We start from the raw sequence: 22,960 nt of genomic DNA on the forward strand, positions 1-22,960 counted from the left end.
GTAAAAATGAAAAACAATGTATCACGCCGTGGATTCATGAAGACGACAACTGGGCTTGCCGCGATGGCGCTTGCCACTCCGGTCATCCTGAAAGGCAATCGAGTATTTGCAGGCGAAACGCTGGTCGTACGCGACATGGGCGGCGCTTTCTACGAAGGTTTCAAGGTTGCCTTCTATGACACCTTTGCGGCCGAGACAGGTGTTACGATCCAGACTAATACCAACGAGCCGGATCCGATCCCGCAGTTCAAGATGGCGATCGATACCGACACCAAGTTGTTCGACGTTGCGCTAATGACGCCTGAACACGTGCTGCGCATCCGCAAGCTCGGCGACAACTACATGCTGCCGCTAAATATTGAAGTTCCCAACAAGGCCGACTTCGCACCGCACACGTTCGAAACCGATTTTGCTGGCGTTGCGATCTTTGCGCTCGCCATGGCCTATCGCAAGGACACCGTTACGACGGTTCCGACCAGCTGGGCCGACTTCTGGAACGTCGAAGCTTTTAAGGGCCGCCGCGGCTTGTGGCGCAGCCCGGTGACGACGCTAGAAATGGCACTGCTCGCCGACGGCGTTCCGCTCGACAAGCTTTACCCGCTTGACGTCGATCGTGCCTTCAAGAGCCTCGACAAGGTCAAGTCCAGCATCGACATCTGGTGGACTTCGGGTGCCCATGCGACCCAGCTTCTGCAGAACGGCGAACTAGACATGATGTCGACCTGGTCGACCCGCGCACAGGCAGCCATCAATGCCGGCGCACCGGCTGGCATCGTCTGGAACGGTGGCCTGTTCAACATCGATGGCTGGACCATTGCCGGCAATACGCAGAAGGCCGATCTGGGCCGCAAGTTCATCGAATGGTGCCTGGATGCAAAGCGTCAGGCGGCCTATACGGATATCCTCGCCTGTGGCCCGACGAACATGAAGGCTTACGAGCACCTGAGTGCAGAAAAGGCGCAGCTCCTGCCGACGGCCCCGGCCAACATCAAGGGCCTGACTGTTCTCAACGCCGCTTACTGGGCAGAGAACCAAGATGCACTGACCCAGCGCTTCGAACAGTGGATCCTGAGCTGAATTTCAGTCGGATCAACCGTCAAAGTTTCAGGTCCCGCCGTCCGGCGGGACTGCATATCTGACAGAGAGTGGCCCGGTTCTGCAGGATGCCGAACGGGCCATTTCAACACACGGGACATCCATGGCTGAACTCTCCGCCAAAGACACCTTCTCACGCAAGCGCTTGAGGGCGGATAGCCTCTGGCTCACCTTGCCGGGGCTTGTCTACATGGCTCTGTTGCTGATCCTGCCGGCTGGCGCTCTGATCTGGCAATCCTTCATCGATCCGAAATCCGGCGCTTTTGACCTGAGCGTCTACGAGCAGATGTTCTCGGCCGGCGTGTACGTGAAGGTGCTTGCCAATACCTTTGCCATCTCGGCGCAGGTGACGATTGTCTGCCTTCTGGTCGGCTACCCGATCGCCGTCTGGCTCGCAGGCATGGAAGAGCGTCGCCGGCGCATTGCCATGTGGCTGGTGCTGCTGCCGTTCTGGGTTAGCCCGCTGCTGAAGAATTTCGCCTGGATCGTGCTGCTTGCCCGCAAGGGCATCGTCGCCCAGATGCTGACTGGCATGGGCTTCGACACCCAGCTCGACCTGCTTTACGGTCGTGGCGCGGTGATCTTCGGCATGGCGCATGCCATGCTGCCGATTGCGATCCTCACCATGCTGCCGACCATGCTGTCGATCGACGGTCGCCTGATCCCCGCCGCCATGACCATGGGCGCAAGCCGTAGCCAGTCCTTCTGGCGCATCTTCGTGCCGCTTTCCATGCCGGGCGTTGCCGCCGCCGGCCTGCTGATCTTCGTCATGGGCCTCGGCTTCTTCATTACGCCTGCTCTTCTTGGCTCGCCGCGGGAAACCGTCATCGGCCAGATGATGATCACCCAGGTTCAGCAGCTGTTCAACCTGCGGCTTGGAGGCGCCCTTGCGGCCCTGCTGCTCGGCGTCACCCTGATCACCATCGCCGTCTACGATCGCTTCTTCGGCATGTCGGCCGTCTCCGGCAATGGCGCGGCAGCCAGGCGGGGCGGCGTCATCGGCGCCATCGGCGGTGCGGTTATCGAAATCGGTGCAGCCGCCAGTGATTTCGTCGCCAACATGTTCCCTGCCCGGCTTGGCCGCGGCGTCTTCACCGCCTTCGTCTGGACCGTCATCGCGATCCTGATCGTGCCGGTGCTGGCATTCCCGCCAATGGCTTTTTCTGGATCGAGTTTTCTCGAATTCCCGCCGAAGAGCTTTTCGCTGCGCTGGTTCAAGACCTATCTGAGCTCCGACCAGTGGATGGGGGCGACCAGCCGCTCGGCAATCATCGCGATCGTCACAGGTGTCGTCGCCACCGTCATCTCGGGCATGGCCGCCTATGGTCTGGCACGCACGCAACGCAAGGCCGGCAGCCTGATCTTCCTGTCGTTCATGCTGCCGATGATCGTCCCCAATATCGTCATCGGCGTGTCGCTGTTCTACGTGCTGGCCAAGGTCGGCCTGATCGCCACCAATACCGGCATCATTCTTGGCCACACGCTATCCGCAATGCCGATCGTCTTCGTCATCCTGCTGACGACGTTCCGCAGCTTCGACTGGCGTCTTCTGCAGGCGGCGGCGACGCTCGGTGCAAACGGCTGGCAGGAGATCCGCCTCGTCCTTCTGCCGCTGATCAAGGGTGGCGCCATCGCCGCCTTCCTGTTCGGCCTGCTGCACTCCTTCGAAGAGCTCACCATCGCGCTGTTCGTCGGTGCGGGCGTCAAGCAGACGCTGCCCAAACAGATGTGGGACGATATCATTTTGAGCATTTCCCCGACCTTAGCCGCGGCCTCGGTCTTCATCGTGGCGGTGGTGACAGTACTCTTCGTCATCGCTGAAAAGGCGAGGCCGCGCTGACATTCGCAAGCCTGCCGCTCCCATCACGACCAAAGGAACCACATTCGACATGTCAGCCGCTCTTGCCAACACGCCGGAAATCAAGCTGCAGGTCAACGGCCTCGCCAAGCTTTACGGCCAGACCACCGCACTCGATCATGTCGATCTCGAGGTTCGCAAGGGTGAGCTCCTCACCCTGCTCGGACCATCCGGCTCCGGCAAGACGACGCTTCTGCAACTCATCTGCGGCCTGCAGGAGCCAACGTCCGGTACCGTCATCATCGACGGCAAGGATCAGACCCACGCACCGGTCAACAAGCGCGACATCGGCGTTGTTTTCCAGAACTATGCGCTTTTCCCGCATATGACGGTAGCCGAGAATGTCGGCTTTGCGCTGAAGATGCGCAGCCTGCCGAAGCCCGAGATCGAGGCCAAGGTGGCCAAGGCGCTGGAAACCGTCGGCCTTGCGCACGCAGCTAGCCGTTCCCCATCGCAGCTTTCCGGTGGCCAGCAACAGCGCGTTGCGCTAGCGCGCTGCCTCGTCTACGATCCCGCGATCATCCTGATGGACGAGCCGCTCGGTGCGCTCGATGCGAAGCTGCGCGAAGTGATGCAGATCGAGATCAAGCGAATTCACCGCGAAACCGGTGCGACAATCATCTTCGTCACCCACGACCAGCAGGAAGCGCTGGCACTTTCTGATCGCATCTGCCTGATGAACGACGGCAAGATTGCTCAACTCGGTACGCCGCGGCAGATGTATGACGAGCCACAGAACCTGTTCGTCGCGGATTTCATCGGTGTCTCGTCGATTATCCGCGGCACGGTCAAGGCCGGCGCGCTGGAAACCGCCGTCGGCATCCTGCCGATTGCCGGCGCGGTGGCTGCTGACGGCACGAAGGGCGCGCTCGTCGTTCGACCGGAAGTCATCACGCTCGGCGAAGGTTTTTGCGAGGGCCGGGTGCGTGAAACCGTCTATGCCGGATCGGAACTGCGGGTCATCATCAATGCCGGCGAACAGGAAATCATTGCCCGTGCACCTGCAACGGCCGGCGACGTGGCGGTCGGTTCGACGGTACGTTTCGGCTGGGCAGCGGACGCCGGCCGTTTCCTCGTCGACAATCACTGAAGAGGACCCAAGCGATGGCGCCCCTGCGTTTTCTTTACGATTGCGACCCTGGCGCCGACGACGCGCTGGCGATGCTCCTTGCACTTGGCCGGCCGGACGCGCTGGACATGATCGCCGTGACGTGCGTTGCTGGCAATGTCGGTCTGCGGCCGGTCGTCAACAATGCTAGGCGTATTCTCGAACTGTGCGGGCGACGCGATATACCGGTCTATGGGGGTGCGGCCCGACCGATCATGGCTTCGCGAGGCCGCGTCTCGATCATGCACGGTTCGGATGGTCTTGCCGGCAGCAAGCTGCCTGCGCCGACCATGCCGGTGACGGATGGGCACGCGGCAACCGAGATTTCACGGATCGCCCGCGCCGAAGGCAAGCTGCATATCTGCGCGACCGGCCCAATGACCAATCTGGCGCTGGCGCTGCTGCTCGACCCCGATCTGCCCGATTTCATCAGCGCCATCAACATCATGGGTGGGGCCGCCTTCTGTCCGGGCAATACCACCCCACTGGCCGAGTTCAATTTTGCCGTCGATCCGCATGCAGCCGCGATCGTCTTCGACAGCGGTATTCCGATCACCATGCTCGGCCTCGATGTGACCCGTCGGGCAACCGTGACTGGAGACATGATCGCTCAGGTCGGGGCGATAGATAGCGCTGTTGCAAGAGAAGCGGCGCATCTGCTGATCAATTACGGCTCCAAGGATCCCTGTCTTCATGATCCCGCGGCGATTGCCTGGATGCTGAAGCCGGAAATCTTCAAGACCGTGCAGGCACATGTTTCAATTTGTACGGATAGTGGGCCCGCGGCCGGTCGGGTGGTCGCCGCGGTGAGTGAACGGCATCTTTCGGGTCGCGCGCCGAATAGCACCATCGTAACGCATGTTGATGCTGCAGAATTCAGAAAACTGTTCGTAGCATCACTTCTGTAATACTTCATCATTGAGGGGTCGCCGTAGGCCATGGCTGGCATTGAACTTATCGCTCAAAGTCGCTGATTTATTTCCGAAGGTTGCAATTTTAGCTACTAGTTCATGGTTCGAATCTGCTCAAGGCGTATGATGCGGAGGGGTCGCAAAACAATGATGACTTGCTGCGATGCAGCATTTCCCTGCGCACTTGGCCGGCAATGGCAGGACAGCAGTCATGAGTTGGCAACCTCGCTCCGCTTCTGGTGACGATAAAGACTGCGGTAACGCGCGGGCAAAACGTGCGCTTACTTACTCAGGAATAGGGGTTCTTATGTCGCGTCTAACCGCCAAGGATTTTCCGCAAGAGTTGCTCGAGCTCTATGACTATTATGCTCACGGCCGGATCACGAAAAGAGAATTTCTTGATCACGCCGGCAAATTTGCGATCGGCGGACTTACCGCAGCAGCAATCCTGTCGTCGATGAGGCCGACTTATGCGTTGGCGACACAGGTCGAGTTCACCGATCCGGATATCATCGCAGAATACATCACTTAGCCTTCTCCCAAGGGCAACGGCGAGGTTCGAGGATATCTTGTGAGGCCATCGAAATCAGCTGGAAAATTGCCAGCAGTGGTGGTCGTGCATGAAAACCGCGGCCTAAATCCCTACATCGAGGACGTTGCACGACGTGTTGCAAAGGCCGGCTTCATTGCATTGGCGCCGGATGGCCTGAGCTCCGTCGGAGGATATCCCGGCAATGACGAAAAGGGTCGTGAGCTCCAGCAGAAGGTAAATCCCGAGAAGTTGATGAACGACTTCTTTGCCGCAGTCGAATTTTTAATGAAGCACGATATGACTACCGGTAAAGTCGGCATTACCGGCTTTTGCTACGGTGGCGGTGTCGCCAATGCCGCTGCCGTCGCTCACCCTGAACTAGGAGCAGCGGTCCCGTTTTATGGCCGTCAGCCGCCCGCAGCTAGTGTTGAACGCATTAAGGCGCCTTTGCTCATTCATTATGCCGAACTGGACAAAGGCATAAATGACGGTTGGCCGCCCTACCAGGGAGCGTTGAAGGCGAGCAATAAGACGTATGAAGCCTATATCTATCCAGCCGCAAACCACGGCTTCCACAACGACTCCACGCCGCGCTATGACGAGGCGGCAGCAAAACTAGCATGGGACAGAACGATCGGGTGGTTCAAGCAACACCTTGGCTAGGACTCCCCCTCCACGCGCATGGACAGAATTTCCGTCCGTTGCGGACGTAACAGCGCGTGGGTGGAGCCGAGCGTACGTTTCCTGCCAGCTTCCCGACGTCGAAGCTAAACAATCTCCCACTTCGCCGACCACGCTGCGCAGGTGTCTTCGCCGTTGCCAAACGCTTCCGGCGTGTCGATCGTCTGGCACGAGCGTGGTGTCAACATGCCGGTCGGCAATCGCGGGCGGGGATTTGGCAATGTTCTTCTTTGGGTCGTAGTGGAGAAACAACTGGGCGGCAAGATTACCCGAGACTGGCGCAATGATGGGCTGCTGTTAGTCATCGAGTTGCCAGATTTAAACCGCGTTGGACGTTCCATGCCGTCTCGGCCTTAACAATGATTGCCAGTTTGTCGCGCACGAAGCTGAACGGTTTCATTCTGGCGCAGCCCAGGGAAATCTTAGAATTGCGCTAATTCGCCAATCGATGTTTTGGCATCAGAGCCCGAGTGGGCCCCATTGGGGGATAGCCCGGGCCATAGTATCGCTCATCGTTTTTTGAACATCTCGATCCATCGAACGTTCCGAACGGACGGTTAACGCAATCGTGCGACGCACACACTTGAAAACAATTGGGTTTTCCGCAGCGGAACCACCCTTGACTTACGATCGTTTGCGTGTGCCGCCGTTCGAAGGACAGACAATGGGTAAAAAGCTAGATCGAATTTACGAGACTCTTATCGAGGGCGCCTGTGACGGGCTCTTCGACGACGCCTTGTACAGCCATGTGTTGTCAAAGCATCCGAAGACTTCAAGTAAGCGTATCGTAAAGGCAGCGCTGTTTGCGCTGAGCGATCCCGAGGTCAAGGAGCGCGCCGTTCTCGAACGAATATATGGACTGGCAATCAGGTACCGACTTGTCTCTCTCGGCGTTGAAGACCTGAGCGACGACGAAGAAGACAATCCATCAGCTCCGTCCGTCTCCCACAAGCTCAAGACGAAGCTGGAGAGTTCCGTCGCCGGAAGTTCACTGGTTGACATACTGCACTAGGGAGGCAGAGCTTGGCTCTCGAAATCGAACGCAAGTTTCTCGTCGTTTCGGACGAATGGCGCATGCTGACTCAGGAGTGTCGCATTATCACTGATCATCTCATCGCCAAATTCGAAGACGCGAGCGGCAAGGCCCGCATTCGCCTGTGCGACAACGTCGCGATTTTGACAATCAAAGGCGCCCGCCGTGGCTATGCCAGACGCGAGTTCCACATCCCGTTGTCCCATTCGGATGCGGCATCGATGATCGAAGAACTCGGGCAGGGGGCCGCCGTCATGAAGCGCAGAAACGAGGTGTCAGTGGACGGTCTGGTGTGGCAGATCGACGAGTACCTCGGGAAACTGTCCGGGCTCGTCACGTGTGACGTCGAGCTCCCATCTGAAGAATACTCGTTGTCGAAGCCAAGATGGGCAGGAGCCGACATCCCGGCCAACGCGACCTTTAGTTCCAGTACGCTCGCCGCGATGCTCGAGACCGGCAATGATCACGAGATCAAGAGGTTGTTGGAGGGTGCAGGCAGCGTCAGCTGTCTCGCGTCTCCATAGCCAGATCGTGCAGTTCCAGCGTGTACTTCGGGTCGTGTTCGGCTGAATGTATCACGCTCATGAACGCCGCACGAGCGACTTCCTTTTTGGTGGCGTTCGGATAACGTAGGCGCACCGCATCGACCAGCTCTTTCGGGCTCATACCGGGAGAAGCCAGCTCCCTGATGGTAACCGCCATGTCCTGGATCTCTCGAAGCTTCTTCTCGCGCATCTCAACCTCCGTCGACCCGCTTCAACTTGGCACGTCGAGGTGAGCGTTATGTGACGCACATAAGCAGAACGGACGCCGTTGATGGCGACCGCTCCCCGAGATTGCTCGATCCGTCCGATCGGAATGAGTCGAGATCATACTGAGCCCCAAAGGAGCTGAATGATGGGCTCCAAATCATTGGCCGAGCCCAATCCGAAGTTAGACGGGTTAAATACGACCTGGCCGCATAGGCTGGCCATCAAACTCCTCGTCGTCCGTCGGGACCCGGCCATCAGGTGTCAGGTCGTTTACAGCTGTAGGGAGAGAACGGCTAAGGCGACTGAGAATTTCCTCGGTCGACAACCCGGTGCGTGACGATAGGTCATCGATCGTGTCGGTCCCGAGCGCCTCCGACAGCTGACCGTTAGTGACTGGTCTGTTCTCGCCGGGATGCACCCAAGAGTTGGCGGTCTCGCCATGTCCCTTGGATTCGAACTGACGTAGAAGATCACCGAGGCCTCCCGCAAGACCGCCGCCGAGGCCGCCCTTCAGCAAGTCTCCGAGACCTCCTAGACCACCACCGCCCTCGCCGCCTGTCAGACTGCCAAGGAGATCGCCAAGTCCGCCACCGGAAGACTGCGGTTGACCATCCGGACTAGTCGTTGAGGGACTACGAATTCCTTTCAGCAACTCACCGATCTTGTCGCGGTTCTGGTAACCCGCTACGGCGAGTACGCCCAATAGAGCTTTCAAAGCATCGCTAGCCATTCTATCCTCCATCAAAGGCGAAACGCTGGAGACGCCGAGGCCTCCAGCGTCGGTGCGTTAACATGCGTTAGACGCGGCGCATGACTGTCTCCGAGACGATCACGTTACGCTTGGTTCCATATGAGCCGCCGAACCAGCCGGCGATTGCACCGAGAGCAAGAGCGATGAAGCCGAGGATAGCGCCCGTAGAAACGACAGCGGTCGCGGTCTGTGCAGCTTCGAGCGCCTGCTGCTTGGCCGCTTCGATGTTCTCGCGATACGACTGTTCGTACTGCTCGACCTGGGTGCGAGCCTGATCGACCGGGATGCCTTGAGCCTTGGCGACGGCGTCGGCTGCGCGGGTGCGTGCTTCTTCGGCCTTGGCCTGGTCGCCAGTAACGAGTGCCTGCACCGAAGATACGGCGGCGGTCTGGAGAGCCTGCGGGTCGTTCCCCGTCGTGGACCTGATCTGCTGCTCGATACCCGCCATAGGGTTGGTCGAGTTTGCGAGCGCAGGAGCGGCAGTCGCGGCAACGGTGGCTGCTGTCTGACCGACGCCGCCGACAATGCTGGTCAGCCCGCTGAACGCGCCGCCAATAAGCGCGCCCACCGAGGTGGTCAAAAGGTAAAGGACGACGAGAGTGGTAACGGCCCAGGTCGTCAGGCCGTGATACCCGCCCGTCGAGTTGCTCGGACGGCCGGAGAGACGGCTGGAAACATATCCGCCGAGGAACGCTGCGATAATACCCGCGATTACGAACCAGATACCGCCGCCAATCGAAAATGAGCTCGCGGCGGGATTGTCTGATGTCGTGGGGTCGAGAACTGCTGCTCCGATACCGACGCCCAGAAGGTTCAGGAGAAATTGGGCGGCGAGCGCGATGGCAACGCCTGCGAATACTGCGCCCCAACTTACCTTGTTGTAGGCTGAAGTGGTTGACGTGCTGTCATGCAGGACGTCGTGTGAAAGATGCGTTGATACGGGTACGGACATTATTACCTCCAGCCAATATTCACGGGTTCGTGAGTGCCCGCTTAACGCCGGAGTCGACTACAAGTTCCGATATAGTGACACCTTGGACTTGCGCGTGGCAGTCGTTGCATTGAGAAGAACGCGCGGTGGCGGTGGCTGAGATTGGTTTTCGGAGAAGAACGACGACGCGTTTCGATTTACCGGCTGTGTTGGTAGGGAAAAGGCTCGCTGGCTCGACAACGCGAGCTCTCCATCCCACGGCCGCCAGAATCCACGCACTGCTGACAATAGGGGAACTTCAATAAGACGTTGACGGCAAGGCCGCGAAGGTTATGCGGGGTCGCAAGCGGGTGACCATCAATGACGGAGTAGGGCAGCCAAATGCTACCCTACTCCGTCTGCGAGCCGATATCAGCCTTCGGCGTTCTGATTTACGACAGATGTCGCAATAGAAGTCAGAATAAGATCGGTGGCCTGTTCTTCGTCCAGCGTTGCCTGAAGAAGGCTGGCTGCGTCATTTAGACCAAGTTCAAGCGCCCACGTGCGAAGAGTGCCGTAGCGCGACATCTCGTAATGCTCGACAGCCTGTGCCGCGGCCAGGAGCCCCGCGTCCAACGCCGGGGAACCTGCATATTCATTCATGATCTCGTCGCCTTCGTCGGTAATGCCGAGGATAGCGTCACAGGTCTTAGGCTCCGGCTCCTTGCCGATGATCTTGAACACCTCTTCCAGCCGCTCAATGTGAACCTTCGTTTCGGCAAGGTGCTGCGTGAAAGCGTCTTTGAGGCTACCGTTCTTGGCGGCTTCGTTCATCACCGGAAGGGTATCGACGATCTTCTTTTCGGCGAAGTACACGTCTTTGAGCGTGTCGTGGAAAAGTTCTGCGAGATTTTTGGTATCGGCCATGGGTCTATTCCATTCTCTGTGAGCGAAAAGAAAAGCCGCCGGGAAATTCCGGCGGCTTGTTTAGTTTACACCTAGTCGCGGCGGATACTGCCCGAACCTACGTTGCTCACGCCGCCTGTCCGGTCGTCCTCGACCTCGACCTCGGTTTTACGCACGGAGTCAGATACTGTCTCCTGACGCTGTTGCGCCGTCTTCTTCAGAGAAATTTCTTCAACGACGCGCGCTTCCTTGGAAATGACGGCTTCCTCGCGGTGCTCCTCGGCTTCGATCGTACGATCGACGAAAGCGTCTTCATTACCATTCAGCGGACGGTCCACCGTACGCCTGGTAATCTCGACGTTTTCATCGCGGAGGGAAACGTTCTCGCTGACCGGGGTCTCGGTGACGTAGGAGCGGACGCGGACGCGACCGTTGTTAACGTCGCGTTTGCCAACGCGCAGTTCTTCTTCGATGACAGGGATGACTTCCTCGTTGTCGGCGTCGATCGCTGTCGAGGTGGCAGTGCCGCTGGTGCGGTCGTAGGACGACGCCGCATACGCTTCAGTCGAGCCCGAGCGCGACCAGCCTTCGGATTCCCACGCCTTGGAACGCTCGTCGATGTCAACGCTTCCTTCGTAATCAAGAATATCCAGGGCGCGGTCGTGGAGGTCGAATGGATATCCGGAAACGGTCACCAGAAAGCCGCCGCGTCGAATGCCTTCGGCGTAGGTGTTGCGGTCATCGTCAGCGAGGAAAAACTCACCAAGCTCAGCCCAGAAGCCTTTGCTCTCGTGCGTCGTCGTGGTTGTCTCACCGCCGTCGGCGATCATCTTAATTGCGGAGCGCGGGATGCCCGCTTCGCTTAGTCTTTCGATCGCGCGGTCTGCTTCAGAACGGTCGTCGAAGAAGGCGGTGATCGTATTGGAGTGGGATGGCACGGTGTTCTGGTCAGTGTAGGCCATGGTGTTTCCTCCTGTGCTATTCGTCGATACGCTCGACGGTGGCGGTCTGCTTGCGAACTGTTACCGGGACGGAGACGTCTTCCGAAGTTACGATTTGGCGGATGCGGATTTCTTCTACGAGGATAAGACGCTTCTCTATAACGACGATCTCCTCGACGACGGGAATGATCGTGGTATCGCCTTCGACCCTGGTTTCGGGGATCGCGTCGATCTCACGATCCATGCGCTCCCGCGTGACCTCGACGCGCGTGCCAGACAACGTGGCCTGCGCTAGCTCTTCTACTTCCGAGCTGGAAGTGGAGACACGGACACGTCCCGTCGCGACGCGTTCCTTGCCGACGCTGACACTCTCTTCGACGATCTGAACTGTAATTTCGTCTTGGTCTGTCATGGTCACGCCTAGTGGTCCGGAAGCAAACCCGGCGGATTGCAATATGTTCCGTGTCGGCAATTTTTGGTCGCAACACGGGGCAAACGGCGATCCAGTTGAAACTCCATTTTATGTTGCGGTACGACTTCGCCGTAGCTGCCGGGCGGCCCTCATGAATCTCTGTTGAATTGAGTAATGTCTGCGGCGAACCAGCAGAGAAGTCAGATTCGACGCTTGCAACATTCTCATCGTCATGGCTCATGCGCATACGACTACCGCTTCGAAAATTATGTGAGAAAAGATGCATAGAAAAAGCGCTGCCTTAAACAAGCTAGGCGGTCTTGGGCTGGAAAAGTCTCTTGCTTTTGGTCTGTTAGCTGCTGTGGTTTTTTTCGTCATCAGTGCGGCCGTTGCGGTTTACACGACGCAAACGTTGAGGACGAGCAACGAAAGCGTAGTCAAGACCCACCAGGTCATCGTCTCGATCGACCTCCTCCTTTCAGATGTTCAAGATGCGGAGACAGGTCAGCGTGGGTATCTGCTGACGGGCAACGAACAGTATCTGCAGCCGTATCAGCGTGCCGTTGCGCAGATACAGTCGCGGCTTGCGCGGGTCGAGAGCCTGCTCACAACGGACACCGCGCAAAGCTATCGATTAGAAGATCTCCGGAACTCCGTTTCCTCAAAATTATCCGAGCTCGACGAAACGATCCGCACCTATCGGACCGCCGGACCTGCCGCGGCCCTCACGCTCGTTAATACGGACCGCGGTAAGTTCGACATGGACGCGATCCGCACACTCGTGTCAGAAATCCGCAATGCAGAAACCGACGTGCGTACCCAGCGCGTTTCGGAGATGAATAGGGCCTACGTCGTTGCATTCGTCACGAGCCTGTTGTCCGGACTTCTTGGCATCGTCCTGACGCTGGTCATCGGTGGTCTCATGCGCCGTGCCACCTTGGCCCGCAAGAACGAACAATGGCAGCAGGAAGCGCAGGTCGGACTTGGATCGGTCGTTATGGGCGAACAGTCTACGCAGGAGCTTGGACAGAATATCTTGCGCTTTCTCACCAGCTACCTGGGTGCCGTTGCAGGCTCGATCTACGTTAGGGACGGAGCGAGATATGCTCTTACAGCCGTTCACGGTGTACCATCAGGGACAGCCATTCCAGAGCGTTTTGAAGAAAGTGACAGTTTGTTCGGTCATGTTCTTCAAGATCATCGTCCTGTTACGGTAGGGGAGCTTCCTGACGGCTATATCAGCTTTGGCTCCAGCCTCGGCCAGCAGAAACCTCGCTACCTGACACTAGCGCCGGCGATGGTGGACGGCGAGGTCAAGGCGGTATTCGAACTGGGCTTTCTTCACCCGGTTGGCGATCACGTTCTCGCCCTCCTGGAGCGGTCGTCGAACACGATCGCGGCAGCCATTCGCTCAGCCGAATTCCGCACACAGTTACGAACACTGCTCCACGAGACGCAGCGGCAGACGGAAGAGCTTCAGGTCCAGGGCGAAGAACTGCGAGTATCCAACGAGGAACTGGAAGAGCAGAGCAGGGCGCTAAAGGAATCCCAGGCCCGTCTGGAACAGCAGCAGGTGGAACTGGAGCAGACGAATTCCCAGCTCGAGGAGCAGGCGCAGGAGCTTGAGCAACAGAAGGACGACCTCGAGAAAGCGAACGAAGCCGTCAGATTGCAGGCGCAAGAAGTGGAGCGTGCCAGCCGCTACAAATCAGATTTTCTGGCCAACATGTCACACGAACTGCGTACCCCGCTGAATTCGTCGCTGATCCTTGCCAAGCTCTTGGCGGACAACGCGGACGAGAATTTGACAGCGGAGCAGGTCAAGTTCGCACAGACGATACAGTCTTCGGGGAACGACCTGCTGAACCTCATCAACGATATCCTTGATCTTTCGAAGATCGAGGCCGGCCATGTGGAGGTCAATCCGGAGCCAGTTGCCATCAAGCGGACTGTCGATGGCCTTCGACAGTTGTTTGATCCGCTCGCTGCCCAAAAAGGACTGAACCTCTCGATCGAAGTCGCCCCGGACGTCCCGTCGGTGATCGAGACGGATCCGCAACGCCTCGAGCAGGTCCTGAAGAACCTTCTGGCAAATGCCGTCAAGTTCACCGCAGAGGGGCAGGTATCGCTTCTGGTACGCCCTGCCGGTGATGCGCAGATTGCGATCTCCGTGGTTGATACCGGAATTGGAATTGCCGAGGACCAGCAGCGCAACATCTTCGAGGCGTTCCATCAAGCAGACAGCACGATCAGTCGCAAATTCGGCGGAACGGGCCTCGGGCTTTCGATCTCGCGAGAATTGGTCCGTCTGCTCGGCGGCACGATGCATTTGCAAAGTCGTCCAGGTGCGGGAAGTACGTTCACCGTCATCATCCCGAGGGTCTTTTCGGCTAGTGCCGTTCGCGCGCCCGAACCTGCTATCATTACGGGCCTCACAGCACCTGCCCTCGTCAGCGGTCCCATTGCAACAGAACGTTCGTCGCGTTCACCTGGCATCGTCGACGACGATCGTCATCTGAACGGTGGCCCTACCCGCAAACTTCTCGTGGTGGAGGACGACCAGTCCTTCGCGATGATTCTGCGTGATCTGGCGCGAGAGCTGAGCTTTCAGGTGCTGGTCGCTGGGACGGCACAAGAAGCACTTGAACTAGCCCGCCAGCACGCGCCAAGCGCGATCGTCCTGGACGTCGGTCTGCCGGACCAGTCCGGGCTCTCGGTCCTCGATCGCCTCAAGCGTGACGTTCGGACGCGCCATATCCCGATTCATATCATCTCTGCGGAAGATTATACCGAACGCGCGCTGTCGTTAGGCGCCATTGGCTATGCGATGAAGCCGGTCCAGCGCGATGAACTCGTAGATGTCTTGAAATCGCTGGAGGCAAAAATCTCGCAGAACGTGCGCCGCGTTTTGATTGTCGAGGACAACCAGATCCAGCGCGAGGCAGTCTCCAAGCTCATCGGATCGCAAGATGTGGAGACCGTTGGTGCCGGCACCGCGGCGGAATGCTTGGCGCTCCTGAAGGAACAGACCTTCGATTGCATGGTGCTCGATCTGTCGCTGCCGGACGCCTCGGGATTTGCGCTTCTCGAAACGATCAGTCAGGACACTGCCCATTCTTTCCCGCCTGTGATCGTCTACACGGGACGGGTCCTTTCTGCAGAGGAAGAGCAGAGCCTACGACGCTTTTCCAAGTCGATCATTATCAAGGGAGCCAAGTCACCGGAGCGGCTTTTGGACGAGGTGACGCTTTTCCTCCACCAAGTCGTGTCCGAGCTTCCCGACGAACAGCAGAAAATGATCCGAAAGGCCAGGAATCGCGACGCCTTGCTCGAGGGACGCCGGATCCTGATCGTTGAGGACGACGTGCGCAATATCTACGCGCTGACGAACATTCTTGAGCCGCGTGGTGCCGTTATCGAAATCGCCCGTAACGGTGAGGAAGCGTTGCAGAAGCTCGACCGGTCGCTTTCCAGCACCGATGGCCGGATCGATCTGGTTTTGATGGATGTGATGATGCCGGTGATGGACGGACTGACCGCCACCCGCCACATCCGCAACAATCCGAACTGGAAGAAGCTTCCGGTGATCACGCTGACGGCGAAAGCTATGCCCGACGACCAGAAGCGGTGTATCGAGGCCGGCGCCAACGACTATATGGCCAAGCCGCTGGACGTTGAGAAACTCCTGTCACTCGTCCGTGTCTGGATGCCTCAATGACGGAGACTTACGAGAAGATAGAAGACATCGAGATCAGGCTTTTGCTGGAGGCGCTCCATCACCGCTACCACTATGATTTCCGCAATTACGCCATGTCATCGATCCGCCGAAGGCTGCGTCAGGCGCGCGAGCAACTGGGTTTTGCAACAATTTCCGCGATGCAGGAGCGCGTTCTGCACGATCCGGACATGTTGCCGCGAATGCTGCGCTACCTCACGGTCCAAGTCAGCGAGATGTTTCGGGATCCGAGCTATTTCCGGGCAATTCGCGAAAAGGTAGTACCGCATCTGCGCACCTATCCGTCTTTGAAGATCTGGATCGCCGGATGCAGCACCGGCGAGGAACTGTACTCTTTCGTTATCCTGTTCCGCGAAGAGGGGTTGGAGGAGCGAACCCTGTTTTACGCGACAGACATCAACCCGGAAGCCCTGGCGCAGGCGGAGGCCGGCGTTTACGAACTGGATCGGCTACGCCTGTTTACTGAGAACCATCAGCAGGCAGGAGGGAAGACATCCCTGTCGGACTACTATCAATCTGGTTACAATCGCTGCGTCTTTGACAAGAGCCTGAGACGCAATGTGGTTTTCTCTGACCATAGTCTCGTCACCGACCAGGTGTTCGGCGAGATGCAATATGTCTCCTGCCGCAACGTCATGATTTATTTCGATCGTGATTTCCAGGATCGCGCCGTTTCGCTGTTCAGGGACGCCCTCCCACGCAACGGTTTCCTCGGGCTGGGCTCCAAGGAAACCTTGCGGTTTTCTCGCCATGAGGACGCTTTCCAGGACTTCGTGCGCGAGGAGAAGATCTACAGGAGGACCGGCGCATGACCGACACTTCTCAAGGCGCTGTGATTATCGGTGCCTCCGCTGGCGCGCTTGAAGCGCTGTCGGTGATCCTTCCCTCGCTTCCGGCCGGGTATCCATATCCGGTTTTCGTGGTCGTCCACGTGCCGCCTCACAAACGCAGCGTGCTTGCCGAAATCTTCAATGCAAAGTGCCGGTTGCGTGCGGTGGAGGTCGAGGACAAGGAACCGGTCGAACCGGGAGTTATCTACTTCGCCCCTCCAAATTACCACATGTTGATCGAAAACAGGGCGACCATCGCGTTGTCGTCTGACGAGGAAGTGATGTTTTCCCGTCCATCGATCGACGTAGCGTTCGAAAGCGCAGCCGACGCATGGGGGCGAGATCTACTCGCCATTGTTCTGACGGGTGCCAATAGCGATGGGGCAAAGGGCCTGTCTGCAGTAGCCAAGGCTGGCGGTAGCCTCATTGTCCAGCAACCACAGAACGCCTACGCGAGCGCCATGCCGGAAGCTGCAATTTCGGCTTGCCCGCAGGCCCGTGTCCTCTCGCTTCAAAATATTTCATCATATCTGCTGAGTATTGCCTGATGAACACGCCGGCCAAATTCCTGCTCGTCGACGATCTTCCGCAAAACCTTCTGTCTCTTGAGGCGGTCCTCCGGCGTCCTGATCTCGAACTCGTCAAGGCAAGGTCGGGCGACGAGGCCCTTGAACTCCTGCTGCACCATGATTTTGCACTGGCGCTTATCGACGTTCAGATGCCGGGCCTGAATGGTTTCGAGCTTGCCGAACTGATGCGTGGCAATGAGCGGACCAAACGCATACCCATCATCTTCGTTACAGCCGGGGCGCACAGCTCCGAGCGGCGCTTTCAAGGCTACGAGGTCGGCGCCGTCGACTTCATACAGAAGCCGATCGAAGCCCATATCCTTCGCAGCAAGGCGGATGTTTTTCTGGAAGTCTACCGCCAGCGCCAGACGCTCGCCGAGCAGCGGGATCTGCTGCAATCCCAAGCTCAGGCTCTACAGCTTGCTGACAAGCGCAAGGATCAGTTCCTTGCCGTACTCGCTCATGAACTCCGCAACCCCTTGGCTGCGCTGCAGGGTGGAATTTCGCTTCTCAGGAAAGGTAAGACAGAGGAGCAGGCTGCACAAATAGGGAAGCTGATGCAGGACCAGATCTCTCATCTCAGCCATCTTGTCGATGACCTCCTCGATGTATCGCGCATTACCCAAGGCAAGATTGCCCTCCGGCAAAACATGTTCGACCTAAGGGACGCTGTTCAGTCCGCTGTCGACATGACCCGGCCCGCAATCGACGCAAAAAGCCATAAAGTAGTTGTCGAACTGCCAGGGCACCCCTGCACCACTTTCGCCGACCAGGTCCGTATCACGCAGTGCATCGCAAATTTGCTCAATAATTCGGCCAAATATACGCAGGAGGGCGGGCAGATTAAAGTCGAGCTCCTGAACGGGGACGTTTACTTCCAGGTGACGGTTCTCGACAATGGGCTTGGACTGACGCAGGAAGCTTCAGAGGCCATCTTTGCAATGTTCGCTCAGGTCGATAGTCACCGGGAACATTCACATGGTGGGCTCGGTATCGGTCTTGCGCTTGTGAAGCAGCTCATAGAGCTCCACGGAGGTAGCATCACCGTGCAAAGCGACGGTCCAGGCCGCGGGAGTGCGTTCGTTCTCAACCTACCGAAGGCATTGAACGGTGGCAACGAGCTTGGCTTCTAAAGAAACATTGGGCCGTAAGCGGTTGCCCGCTGTCACGGCGATCATGCAGATTTCAAGGGTGTCACTTCTCGGAGGCACGACGGACGGCGGGCAAAGTCTTGCCCGGCATAAATAAGGAACTAGATTGTTTCGTGACAAACCGAGGTTTCAAGTTGATCAAAGCGCGGCCCGCATTTCTCCTTTTGAGCGCGGCAATCATTCCCGTGCTCGTGCTTGCGACACTTATGGGATGGTTTATCATCCGCGAGCGTCAAGCCGAGATAGATGCGGACGTCAGCGAACGTGCCTCCCTTTTGGCAAGCTCGCTCCAGCGAGAACTTGCCACGCAGATCCAGCTTCTCTCCCTGGTAGCGGAATCCCCGCGTCTCGACCTCCCGGTGTCGAGGTCTAGCTTTGCCGAGACGGCACGCCGTCTCAGAGATCAGGTCCCAGCGTGGGAGCAGGTAAGGGTTTCAAACGGGGACGGAGAGGTCGTGCTGTCGTTCCCGCCTCTTGCTGCGTCCGCTCCAAGGAAAGTGATCGACCAGGAGAGCCATGACCGTGTGCTCAAATCTGCATTGGGCACCATTGGGAACGTTGTTGTCGGGTCGGGCGGCAGACCAGCCTTCGCTGTCCGTGTTCCCATAAGTCGTAGTGGGCGTGCCAAAGCCGTGTTGTCAGCGGTCATTCGTCCGGAAATGATCACGGAAATACTTCAGCGAAGCGGGCTTCCGAACGATTGGGCCTCTTGGGTCGTAGACAACCAGGATAGGCTCGTCGCTACCACCGCAGCACCCGGCTTCGAGGCCCGCCCAGCGTCGGACTATAACAGACCGACCGGGGTCTCCCGTGTCGAACTGCATGACGGCACAAGACTCCACATATCAGAGGCGTCGCTCGTTGGAACACCGTGGCGCGTCAGCGTCGGTGTTCCAGCGGCCGACTATGATCTACCTGCGAGACAGGCAACAATGCTCCTACTTGCCGCAAGCATTGTGATCGTCGTTTTGTGTGCGACGGCAGCCATACTTCTGTACCATGAGCTTCGGACACGGAGCGCCGATCGTGAAAGTCTTGCGAACTGGCAGCGAATGGACGCCCTGGGCAAGCTCACCGGACAGGCCGCCCACGACTTCAATAACCTGCTGATGGTCTTCCAATCCGGCGTCGAAGGTATCGAACGGCGGCGGAACGACGAGGAACGTGTGACACGCATGCTTGGCCACATGAGGGAAGGCATCGCGCGAGGCAAGGGTATCACCAGGCGGTTGCTGTCATTCGCGAGACGCTCCAACCAGGGCGCGGAACATATCGAGCTGAATCCAAAACTCGAGGAGATTGCACCCCTGCTTAAGCAGGCCCTCAACGACACGATATCGCTCGACGTTCGGCTTCCGGACGACCTCTGGGCGATCAAGGCCGACCCGGTCGGCCTTGAGATTGCGCTGATCAACTTGCTCACGAACTCAAGGGAAGCGATGAGCGGAGGAGGCGAGGTCACTGTCGAGGGGCGCAATATTACCGAAGGTGCGTTGGAGGATAGCCGGGTTCAGGGACCGATGGTGGCGCTGACCGTCTCCGACAATGGTGCGGGCATTGCCGCTAGAGATCTAGACCGGATATTCGAACCATTCTTTTCCAAGAGCGCTACCGGAAGGGCGGGGCTGGGACTGACGCAGGTTCACGGATTTGCGACGACCAGTCGGGGTGCGATAAAGGCAGCGAGCCTACCCGGACGCGGAAGCGCATTCACGCTGCTTCTTCCGAAATCGACCGCACCCAGAACATTAGAAATCAGCGAAGGCGGGCGGCGTGAGCTTCCAGGTAAGATCCTTCTTGTAGATGACACGCCTCCCTCGCTGGAGTCTGCGCGCCTGGCATTGGAGGGCCTGGTTCCTTCGATCCTGACCGCACGGAATGGGGCTGAAGCGCTGGAGATCATTAAACAGGATCCCGGGATTGAAGCTGTTGTCAGTGATATTATGATGCCTGGTATTTCAGGCATCGAACTGGGAGAAGAGCTTTCTCGAAGTCGTCCAGGTCTCCCAGTGGTCCTGATGACTGGGTACAGCGACAAGCTCGAAGCGGGCAGGACGATATCCCGTCCTGTTCTCACAAAACCGTTCAAGGCAGACGAGCTCCTGGATGCTCTGGCAACGGCTAAATCGTCGGCTCCCGATCTGACGAACGTGGTAAGGCTTGAGGTTTCAATGAATCCCTGAGGCTAGATCGAGTTCGCGCGTGTCGGTGATCTCATGTCGAAATACCGTGCGACGTGATGCACGATGTTTAGCTGGAACGCATGAAGACCGATCAGAACCTACGGCTTAGTAGCTCGTCGCTCGTAGCTGGAGTAGCTCCCGTAACCGGTGCGTGTCGCAAAATTACCCGCTGATGAAAGTTCAGCGCGGGCGACTGGCACGAAAACCGAGGGCGCACACAGGTGGCGCTTACGGGCATCTCCTTGACGGCTGAGATGTGATGCAATCAAATTTCCGAGTGCCGTTGCACTAGGCTACCACGAGTTCCATAATGTGGATTATGTGATTTCGTTAGCCGGCTAAGTTTCCTAGTGTCTTCCGTCCAGGAGTGCTTACCTCCCCTGTTCGTGATCGCTGCGCGGGCCGTCACGTGCGCTGTAGAAGTACCTGTCTCCAGGTCAGCTCTGGCGCATTGAGATAACTAGAGGAAGAAGCTCGCTCGGTTTCGCTGATAAACCGTTCATCAGCGAGTTAAAGGAGCACCAGGCAGGGCGAGTTTACGAGCAACGCGATCCTACAATCGACGGACCGGATCATGAAGTTTCCGCACCTTGTGGTATCCGCCTGTGCAGGGAACCGACGGGTTTTCGCTGAGTTGTTTGCGAAACTGATTATAGGGCAAGACATAATGGCGATCCCGACACCCATCGATCTTGAGCTACCACGTTGCCGCCTCGGCGAAGCTGCGTTCTGGGACGTCAGCGGTCGTCTGTTGTGGACAGACATCCTCGGACAGAAAATCTATATCTATCATCTGGGAACAAAAGAGTTGTCGCATGTCGATACCCGCCTGCCCGTAAGCTTTGCATTCTCGGCACCGTCAGAACATAGGATCATCGCAGGCCTTGCCGACGGAATCTACCAGCTTGATCTCCATAGCGGCAGAGAGGAACTGATCGCGGGGCTTGATCTCCCTGCGAACCATCGCTTGAACGACGGCAAATGCGGACCGCTAGGACGTCTTTGGGTCGGAACGATAGACACATCTGAAGATCCGTCCGGAACTGCAGCACTCTATCGATTGACGAGCGAGGGCTTGCTCGACGTCGAGGATGGTTATGCCAGTGCCAATGGCAAAGGCTGGAGTCCTGACGGCACGGTCATGTACCATGCAGACACTGCGCGCGGTATTGTTTGGCGGTACGACTACGACGCCGAGAGCGGCGCTATTGCAAACAGGAGAGTGTTCGTACAGCTCGAAGGCGAGAACCCCGACGGGCTTGCGGTTGACGTCGAAGGCAACGTCTATGCTGCGATCTACGGCGGCTCCTGCGTCGCGGTTTACTCACCGCGCGGCGACGAGGTGGAGCGGATCCCGCTTCCGGTACCGAACGTGACGAGTTGCGCTTTCGGCGGCGACAATCTGCAAACCCTGTTCATCACCACAGCTTACGACGGCATGGACAGTTCTGCTCTCGAGACTGCACCTCTCTCCGGTCACGTATTCGCGGTCAGGAGGGATATTCCAGGAGTACCTTGTCCTCTTCCAGTGATCCCCGTGATTGACAGAGTACCGGGTGCCGCGCAATGATCATCGGTTACCATGCTTCCCACGAACAGTTTCCGCCGAGTGAGTTGCTTGCGCTTGTAAAGGCAGCGGAACAGGCAGGATTCCACGCAGCCATGACATCGGATCATATTGCGCCCTGGAGCGAACGCCAAGGGAACTCGGGCAACAACTGGGCATGGCTCGGCGCGGCCTTGAGCGGGACGGCATTCCCGTTTGGCAGCCTCGCGATCCCCGGAGGTTGGCGCTATCATCCTGCGGTGCTTGCGCATCTCGTGGCAACGCTGGCGGAGATGTTTCCCAGCCGTCTGCCATGGATCGCGCTTGGTAGTGGCGAAGCGTTGAACGAGAGCGTTGTGGGATCGGGCTGGCCCTCGAAGGACGAGCGCAACGCGCGACTTCGAGCGTCGGCGGACATCTTGCGGGCTTTGTTCAGAGGCGACACGGTTACCGCGCACCATCCGTGGTTCGACGTCGACGACGCGAAGCTCTGGTCTCTTCCAGCGACGCCGCCCCGATTGTACGGGGCGGCGCTTACGCCCGAGACAGCCGCATGGCTAGGTCCGTGGGCCGATGGACTGATCACCGTTCGAAAGCCGAGAGCGGAACTCCGGATGGTTGTGGAGAGCTTTGCCGGCAATGGCGGATTCGGAAAACCGATGGCGCTCCAGCTTCAGGTGTCCTGGAGCGAGACCAGGGATGAGGCCCGGATAGCGGCTTGGCAACAATGGCGTAACGCCGCTGCCCCGCCCCACCTTTTGGCCGATCTCCGCACTCCCGGGGACTTCGATAAGCTCACGAGCGATTTTGAACCTGGTGAGATCGAGGGCGTCATCCCACTCGTCACCAAAGGGCTCGAGTTGCTTGACATGATCGCAGATGCGCAATCCCTGGGCTTCGAAGAGATCTATGTTCACAACGTGTCGCGCGACCAAGCAGGATTTATGCGGTTCATGTCGCGTGAGGTGTTACCTTCTGTGCGGAAACGTGACGTCGGGCTTTAACTGCTCGCTCCTGTAAATCGTCGTAGATCAGTGGCCATCCGGATAACACAA

At 58.1% G+C, this 22,960-nt stretch carries 19 protein-coding genes and 1 pseudogene; 14 read left to right on the forward strand and 6 right to left on the reverse strand.

Annotation, left to right across the window (positions count from 1 at the left end; all coding sequences use genetic code 11):
* Positions 1 to 36 precede the first annotated feature (36 nt).
* From ACQY1P_RS23300 to ACQY1P_RS23330, 7 genes and pseudogenes are all read left to right on the forward strand, one after another.
* The gene (locus ACQY1P_RS23300) at positions 37 to 1,077 is read left to right on the forward strand and encodes an ABC transporter substrate-binding protein (protein WP_430256935.1); all 1,041 of its coding nucleotides are present in this window, start codon (positions 37 to 39) and stop codon (positions 1,075 to 1,077) included.
* A gap of 121 nt (positions 1,078 to 1,198) precedes the next feature.
* Positions 1,199 to 2,935 (forward strand): ABC transporter permease subunit, encoded by a 1,737-nt coding sequence (locus ACQY1P_RS23305; protein WP_430256936.1) that lies wholly within the window; start codon positions 1,199 to 1,201, stop codon positions 2,933 to 2,935.
* Positions 2,936 to 2,984: 49 nt separating this feature from the next.
* Complete coding sequence (locus tag ACQY1P_RS23310) at positions 2,985 to 4,043, forward strand: ABC transporter ATP-binding protein (RefSeq protein WP_070147359.1); 1,059 nt, start codon at positions 2,985 to 2,987, stop codon at positions 4,041 to 4,043.
* Between the two features lie 14 nt (positions 4,044 to 4,057).
* Entirely contained in the window at positions 4,058 to 4,969 is a 912-nt protein-coding gene (locus tag ACQY1P_RS23315) for a nucleoside hydrolase (RefSeq protein ID WP_430256937.1), read from the forward strand.
* Positions 4,970 to 5,279: 310 nt separating this feature from the next.
* A pseudogene (gene yghX, locus ACQY1P_RS23320) lies at positions 5,280 to 6,167 on the forward strand (YghX family hydrolase).
* Between the two features lie 682 nt (positions 6,168 to 6,849).
* Positions 6,850 to 7,197, forward strand: coding sequence for a hypothetical protein (locus tag ACQY1P_RS23325; protein ID WP_430256938.1), 348 nt, complete (start codon positions 6,850 to 6,852; stop codon positions 7,195 to 7,197).
* An 11-nt stretch (positions 7,198 to 7,208) separates the two neighbouring features.
* The gene (locus ACQY1P_RS23330; RefSeq protein ID WP_430256939.1) at positions 7,209 to 7,742 is read left to right on the forward strand and encodes a CYTH domain-containing protein; all 534 of its coding nucleotides are present in this window, start codon (positions 7,209 to 7,211) and stop codon (positions 7,740 to 7,742) included.
* Here the strand turns inward: ACQY1P_RS23330 and ACQY1P_RS23335 are convergent.
* The 6 genes from ACQY1P_RS23335 to ACQY1P_RS23360 form a co-directional block, all read right to left on the reverse strand.
* Entirely contained in the window at positions 7,720 to 7,953 is a 234-nt protein-coding gene (locus tag ACQY1P_RS23335) for a hypothetical protein (protein WP_430256940.1), read from the reverse strand. The genes ACQY1P_RS23330 and ACQY1P_RS23335 overlap by 23 nt on opposite strands.
* A 207-nt stretch (positions 7,954 to 8,160) precedes the next feature.
* On the reverse strand, positions 8,161 to 8,700 hold the full coding sequence (locus ACQY1P_RS23340) for a YidB family protein (protein ID WP_430256942.1): 540 nt from the start codon (positions 8,698 to 8,700) through the stop codon (positions 8,161 to 8,163).
* A 67-nt stretch (positions 8,701 to 8,767) separates the two neighbouring features.
* Entirely contained in the window at positions 8,768 to 9,673 is a 906-nt protein-coding gene (locus tag ACQY1P_RS23345; RefSeq protein ID WP_430256943.1) for a PhnA-like protein, read from the reverse strand.
* A gap of 390 nt (positions 9,674 to 10,063) precedes the next feature.
* Positions 10,064 to 10,558 (reverse strand): ferritin-like domain-containing protein, encoded by a 495-nt coding sequence (locus ACQY1P_RS23350; RefSeq protein WP_430256944.1) that lies wholly within the window; start codon positions 10,556 to 10,558, stop codon positions 10,064 to 10,066.
* 71 nt (positions 10,559 to 10,629) lie between these two features.
* Positions 10,630 to 11,499, reverse strand: coding sequence for a YsnF/AvaK domain-containing protein (locus ACQY1P_RS23355; RefSeq protein ID WP_430256945.1), 870 nt, complete (start codon positions 11,497 to 11,499; stop codon positions 10,630 to 10,632).
* Positions 11,500 to 11,515: 16 nt separating this feature from the next.
* Positions 11,516 to 11,890, reverse strand: a complete 375-nt coding sequence (locus ACQY1P_RS23360; RefSeq protein ID WP_430256946.1) for a YsnF/AvaK domain-containing protein — start codon at positions 11,888 to 11,890, stop codon at positions 11,516 to 11,518.
* Between the two features lie 280 nt (positions 11,891 to 12,170).
* Here ACQY1P_RS23360 and ACQY1P_RS23365 point away from each other — a divergent pair, with 280 nt between their 5' ends.
* The 7 genes from ACQY1P_RS23365 to ACQY1P_RS23395 all read left to right on the forward strand — a co-directional run bounded on the left by ACQY1P_RS23365 (position 12,171) and on the right by ACQY1P_RS23395 (position 22,909).
* On the forward strand, positions 12,171 to 15,608 hold the full coding sequence (locus ACQY1P_RS23365) for a response regulator (protein WP_430256947.1): 3,438 nt from the start codon (positions 12,171 to 12,173) through the stop codon (positions 15,606 to 15,608).
* The gene (locus tag ACQY1P_RS23370; RefSeq protein WP_430256949.1) at positions 15,605 to 16,438 is read left to right on the forward strand and encodes a CheR family methyltransferase; all 834 of its coding nucleotides are present in this window, start codon (positions 15,605 to 15,607) and stop codon (positions 16,436 to 16,438) included. The genes ACQY1P_RS23365 and ACQY1P_RS23370 overlap by 4 nt, the downstream gene beginning before the upstream one ends.
* Positions 16,435 to 17,004, forward strand: a complete 570-nt coding sequence (locus tag ACQY1P_RS23375) for a chemotaxis protein CheB (RefSeq protein WP_430256950.1) — start codon at positions 16,435 to 16,437, stop codon at positions 17,002 to 17,004. Before ACQY1P_RS23370 ends, ACQY1P_RS23375 begins: the two co-directional genes overlap by 4 nt.
* On the forward strand, positions 17,004 to 18,158 hold the full coding sequence (locus tag ACQY1P_RS23380; RefSeq protein ID WP_430256951.1) for a hybrid sensor histidine kinase/response regulator: 1,155 nt from the start codon (positions 17,004 to 17,006) through the stop codon (positions 18,156 to 18,158). The genes ACQY1P_RS23375 and ACQY1P_RS23380 overlap by 1 nt, the downstream gene beginning before the upstream one ends.
* Positions 18,159 to 18,289: 131 nt before the next feature.
* Complete coding sequence (locus ACQY1P_RS23385; protein ID WP_430256952.1) at positions 18,290 to 20,359, forward strand: response regulator; 2,070 nt, start codon at positions 18,290 to 18,292, stop codon at positions 20,357 to 20,359.
* Between the two features lie 667 nt (positions 20,360 to 21,026).
* Positions 21,027 to 21,929 (forward strand): SMP-30/gluconolactonase/LRE family protein, encoded by a 903-nt coding sequence (locus ACQY1P_RS23390; protein WP_430256953.1) that lies wholly within the window; start codon positions 21,027 to 21,029, stop codon positions 21,927 to 21,929.
* On the forward strand, positions 21,926 to 22,909 hold the full coding sequence (locus ACQY1P_RS23395) for a TIGR03885 family FMN-dependent LLM class oxidoreductase (protein WP_430256954.1): 984 nt from the start codon (positions 21,926 to 21,928) through the stop codon (positions 22,907 to 22,909). The genes ACQY1P_RS23390 and ACQY1P_RS23395 overlap by 4 nt, the downstream gene beginning before the upstream one ends.
* The last annotated feature ends 51 nt before the right edge of the window (positions 22,910 to 22,960 follow it).

This window comes from Neorhizobium sp. DAR64872/K0K18, assembly GCF_050500175.1.
Classification (GTDB): domain Bacteria; phylum Pseudomonadota; class Alphaproteobacteria; order Rhizobiales; family Rhizobiaceae; genus Neorhizobium; species Neorhizobium soli.

Coding starts and splice junctions, on each gene's coding strand:
- ACQY1P_RS23300 (WP_430256935.1), top strand. CDS start 37: ATGAAGACGACAACTGGGCTTGCCGCGATGGCGCTTGCCACTCCGGTC.
- ACQY1P_RS23305 (WP_430256936.1), top strand. CDS start 1,199: ATGGCTGAACTCTCCGCCAAAGACACCTTCTCACGCAAGCGCTTGAGG.
- ACQY1P_RS23310 (WP_070147359.1), top strand. CDS start 2,985: ATGTCAGCCGCTCTTGCCAACACGCCGGAAATCAAGCTGCAGGTCAAC.
- ACQY1P_RS23315 (WP_430256937.1), top strand. CDS start 4,058: ATGGCGCCCCTGCGTTTTCTTTACGATTGCGACCCTGGCGCCGACGAC.
- ACQY1P_RS23325 (WP_430256938.1), top strand. CDS start 6,850: ATGGGTAAAAAGCTAGATCGAATTTACGAGACTCTTATCGAGGGCGCC.
- ACQY1P_RS23335 (WP_430256940.1), bottom strand. CDS start 7,953: ATGCGCGAGAAGAAGCTTCGAGAGATCCAGGACATGGCGGTTACCATC.
- ACQY1P_RS23340 (WP_430256942.1), bottom strand. CDS start 8,700: ATGGCTAGCGATGCTTTGAAAGCTCTATTGGGCGTACTCGCCGTAGCG.
- ACQY1P_RS23345 (WP_430256943.1), bottom strand. CDS start 9,673: ATGTCCGTACCCGTATCAACGCATCTTTCACACGACGTCCTGCATGAC.
- ACQY1P_RS23350 (WP_430256944.1), bottom strand. CDS start 10,558: ATGGCCGATACCAAAAATCTCGCAGAACTTTTCCACGACACGCTCAAA.
- ACQY1P_RS23355 (WP_430256945.1), bottom strand. CDS start 11,499: ATGGCCTACACTGACCAGAACACCGTGCCATCCCACTCCAATACGATC.
- ACQY1P_RS23360 (WP_430256946.1), bottom strand. CDS start 11,890: ATGACAGACCAAGACGAAATTACAGTTCAGATCGTCGAAGAGAGTGTC.
- ACQY1P_RS23365 (WP_430256947.1), top strand. CDS start 12,171: ATGCATAGAAAAAGCGCTGCCTTAAACAAGCTAGGCGGTCTTGGGCTG.
- ACQY1P_RS23370 (WP_430256949.1), top strand. CDS start 15,605: ATGACGGAGACTTACGAGAAGATAGAAGACATCGAGATCAGGCTTTTG.
- ACQY1P_RS23375 (WP_430256950.1), top strand. CDS start 16,435: ATGACCGACACTTCTCAAGGCGCTGTGATTATCGGTGCCTCCGCTGGC.
- ACQY1P_RS23380 (WP_430256951.1), top strand. CDS start 17,004: ATGAACACGCCGGCCAAATTCCTGCTCGTCGACGATCTTCCGCAAAAC.
- ACQY1P_RS23390 (WP_430256953.1), top strand. CDS start 21,027: ATGGCGATCCCGACACCCATCGATCTTGAGCTACCACGTTGCCGCCTC.
- ACQY1P_RS23395 (WP_430256954.1), top strand. CDS start 21,926: ATGATCATCGGTTACCATGCTTCCCACGAACAGTTTCCGCCGAGTGAG.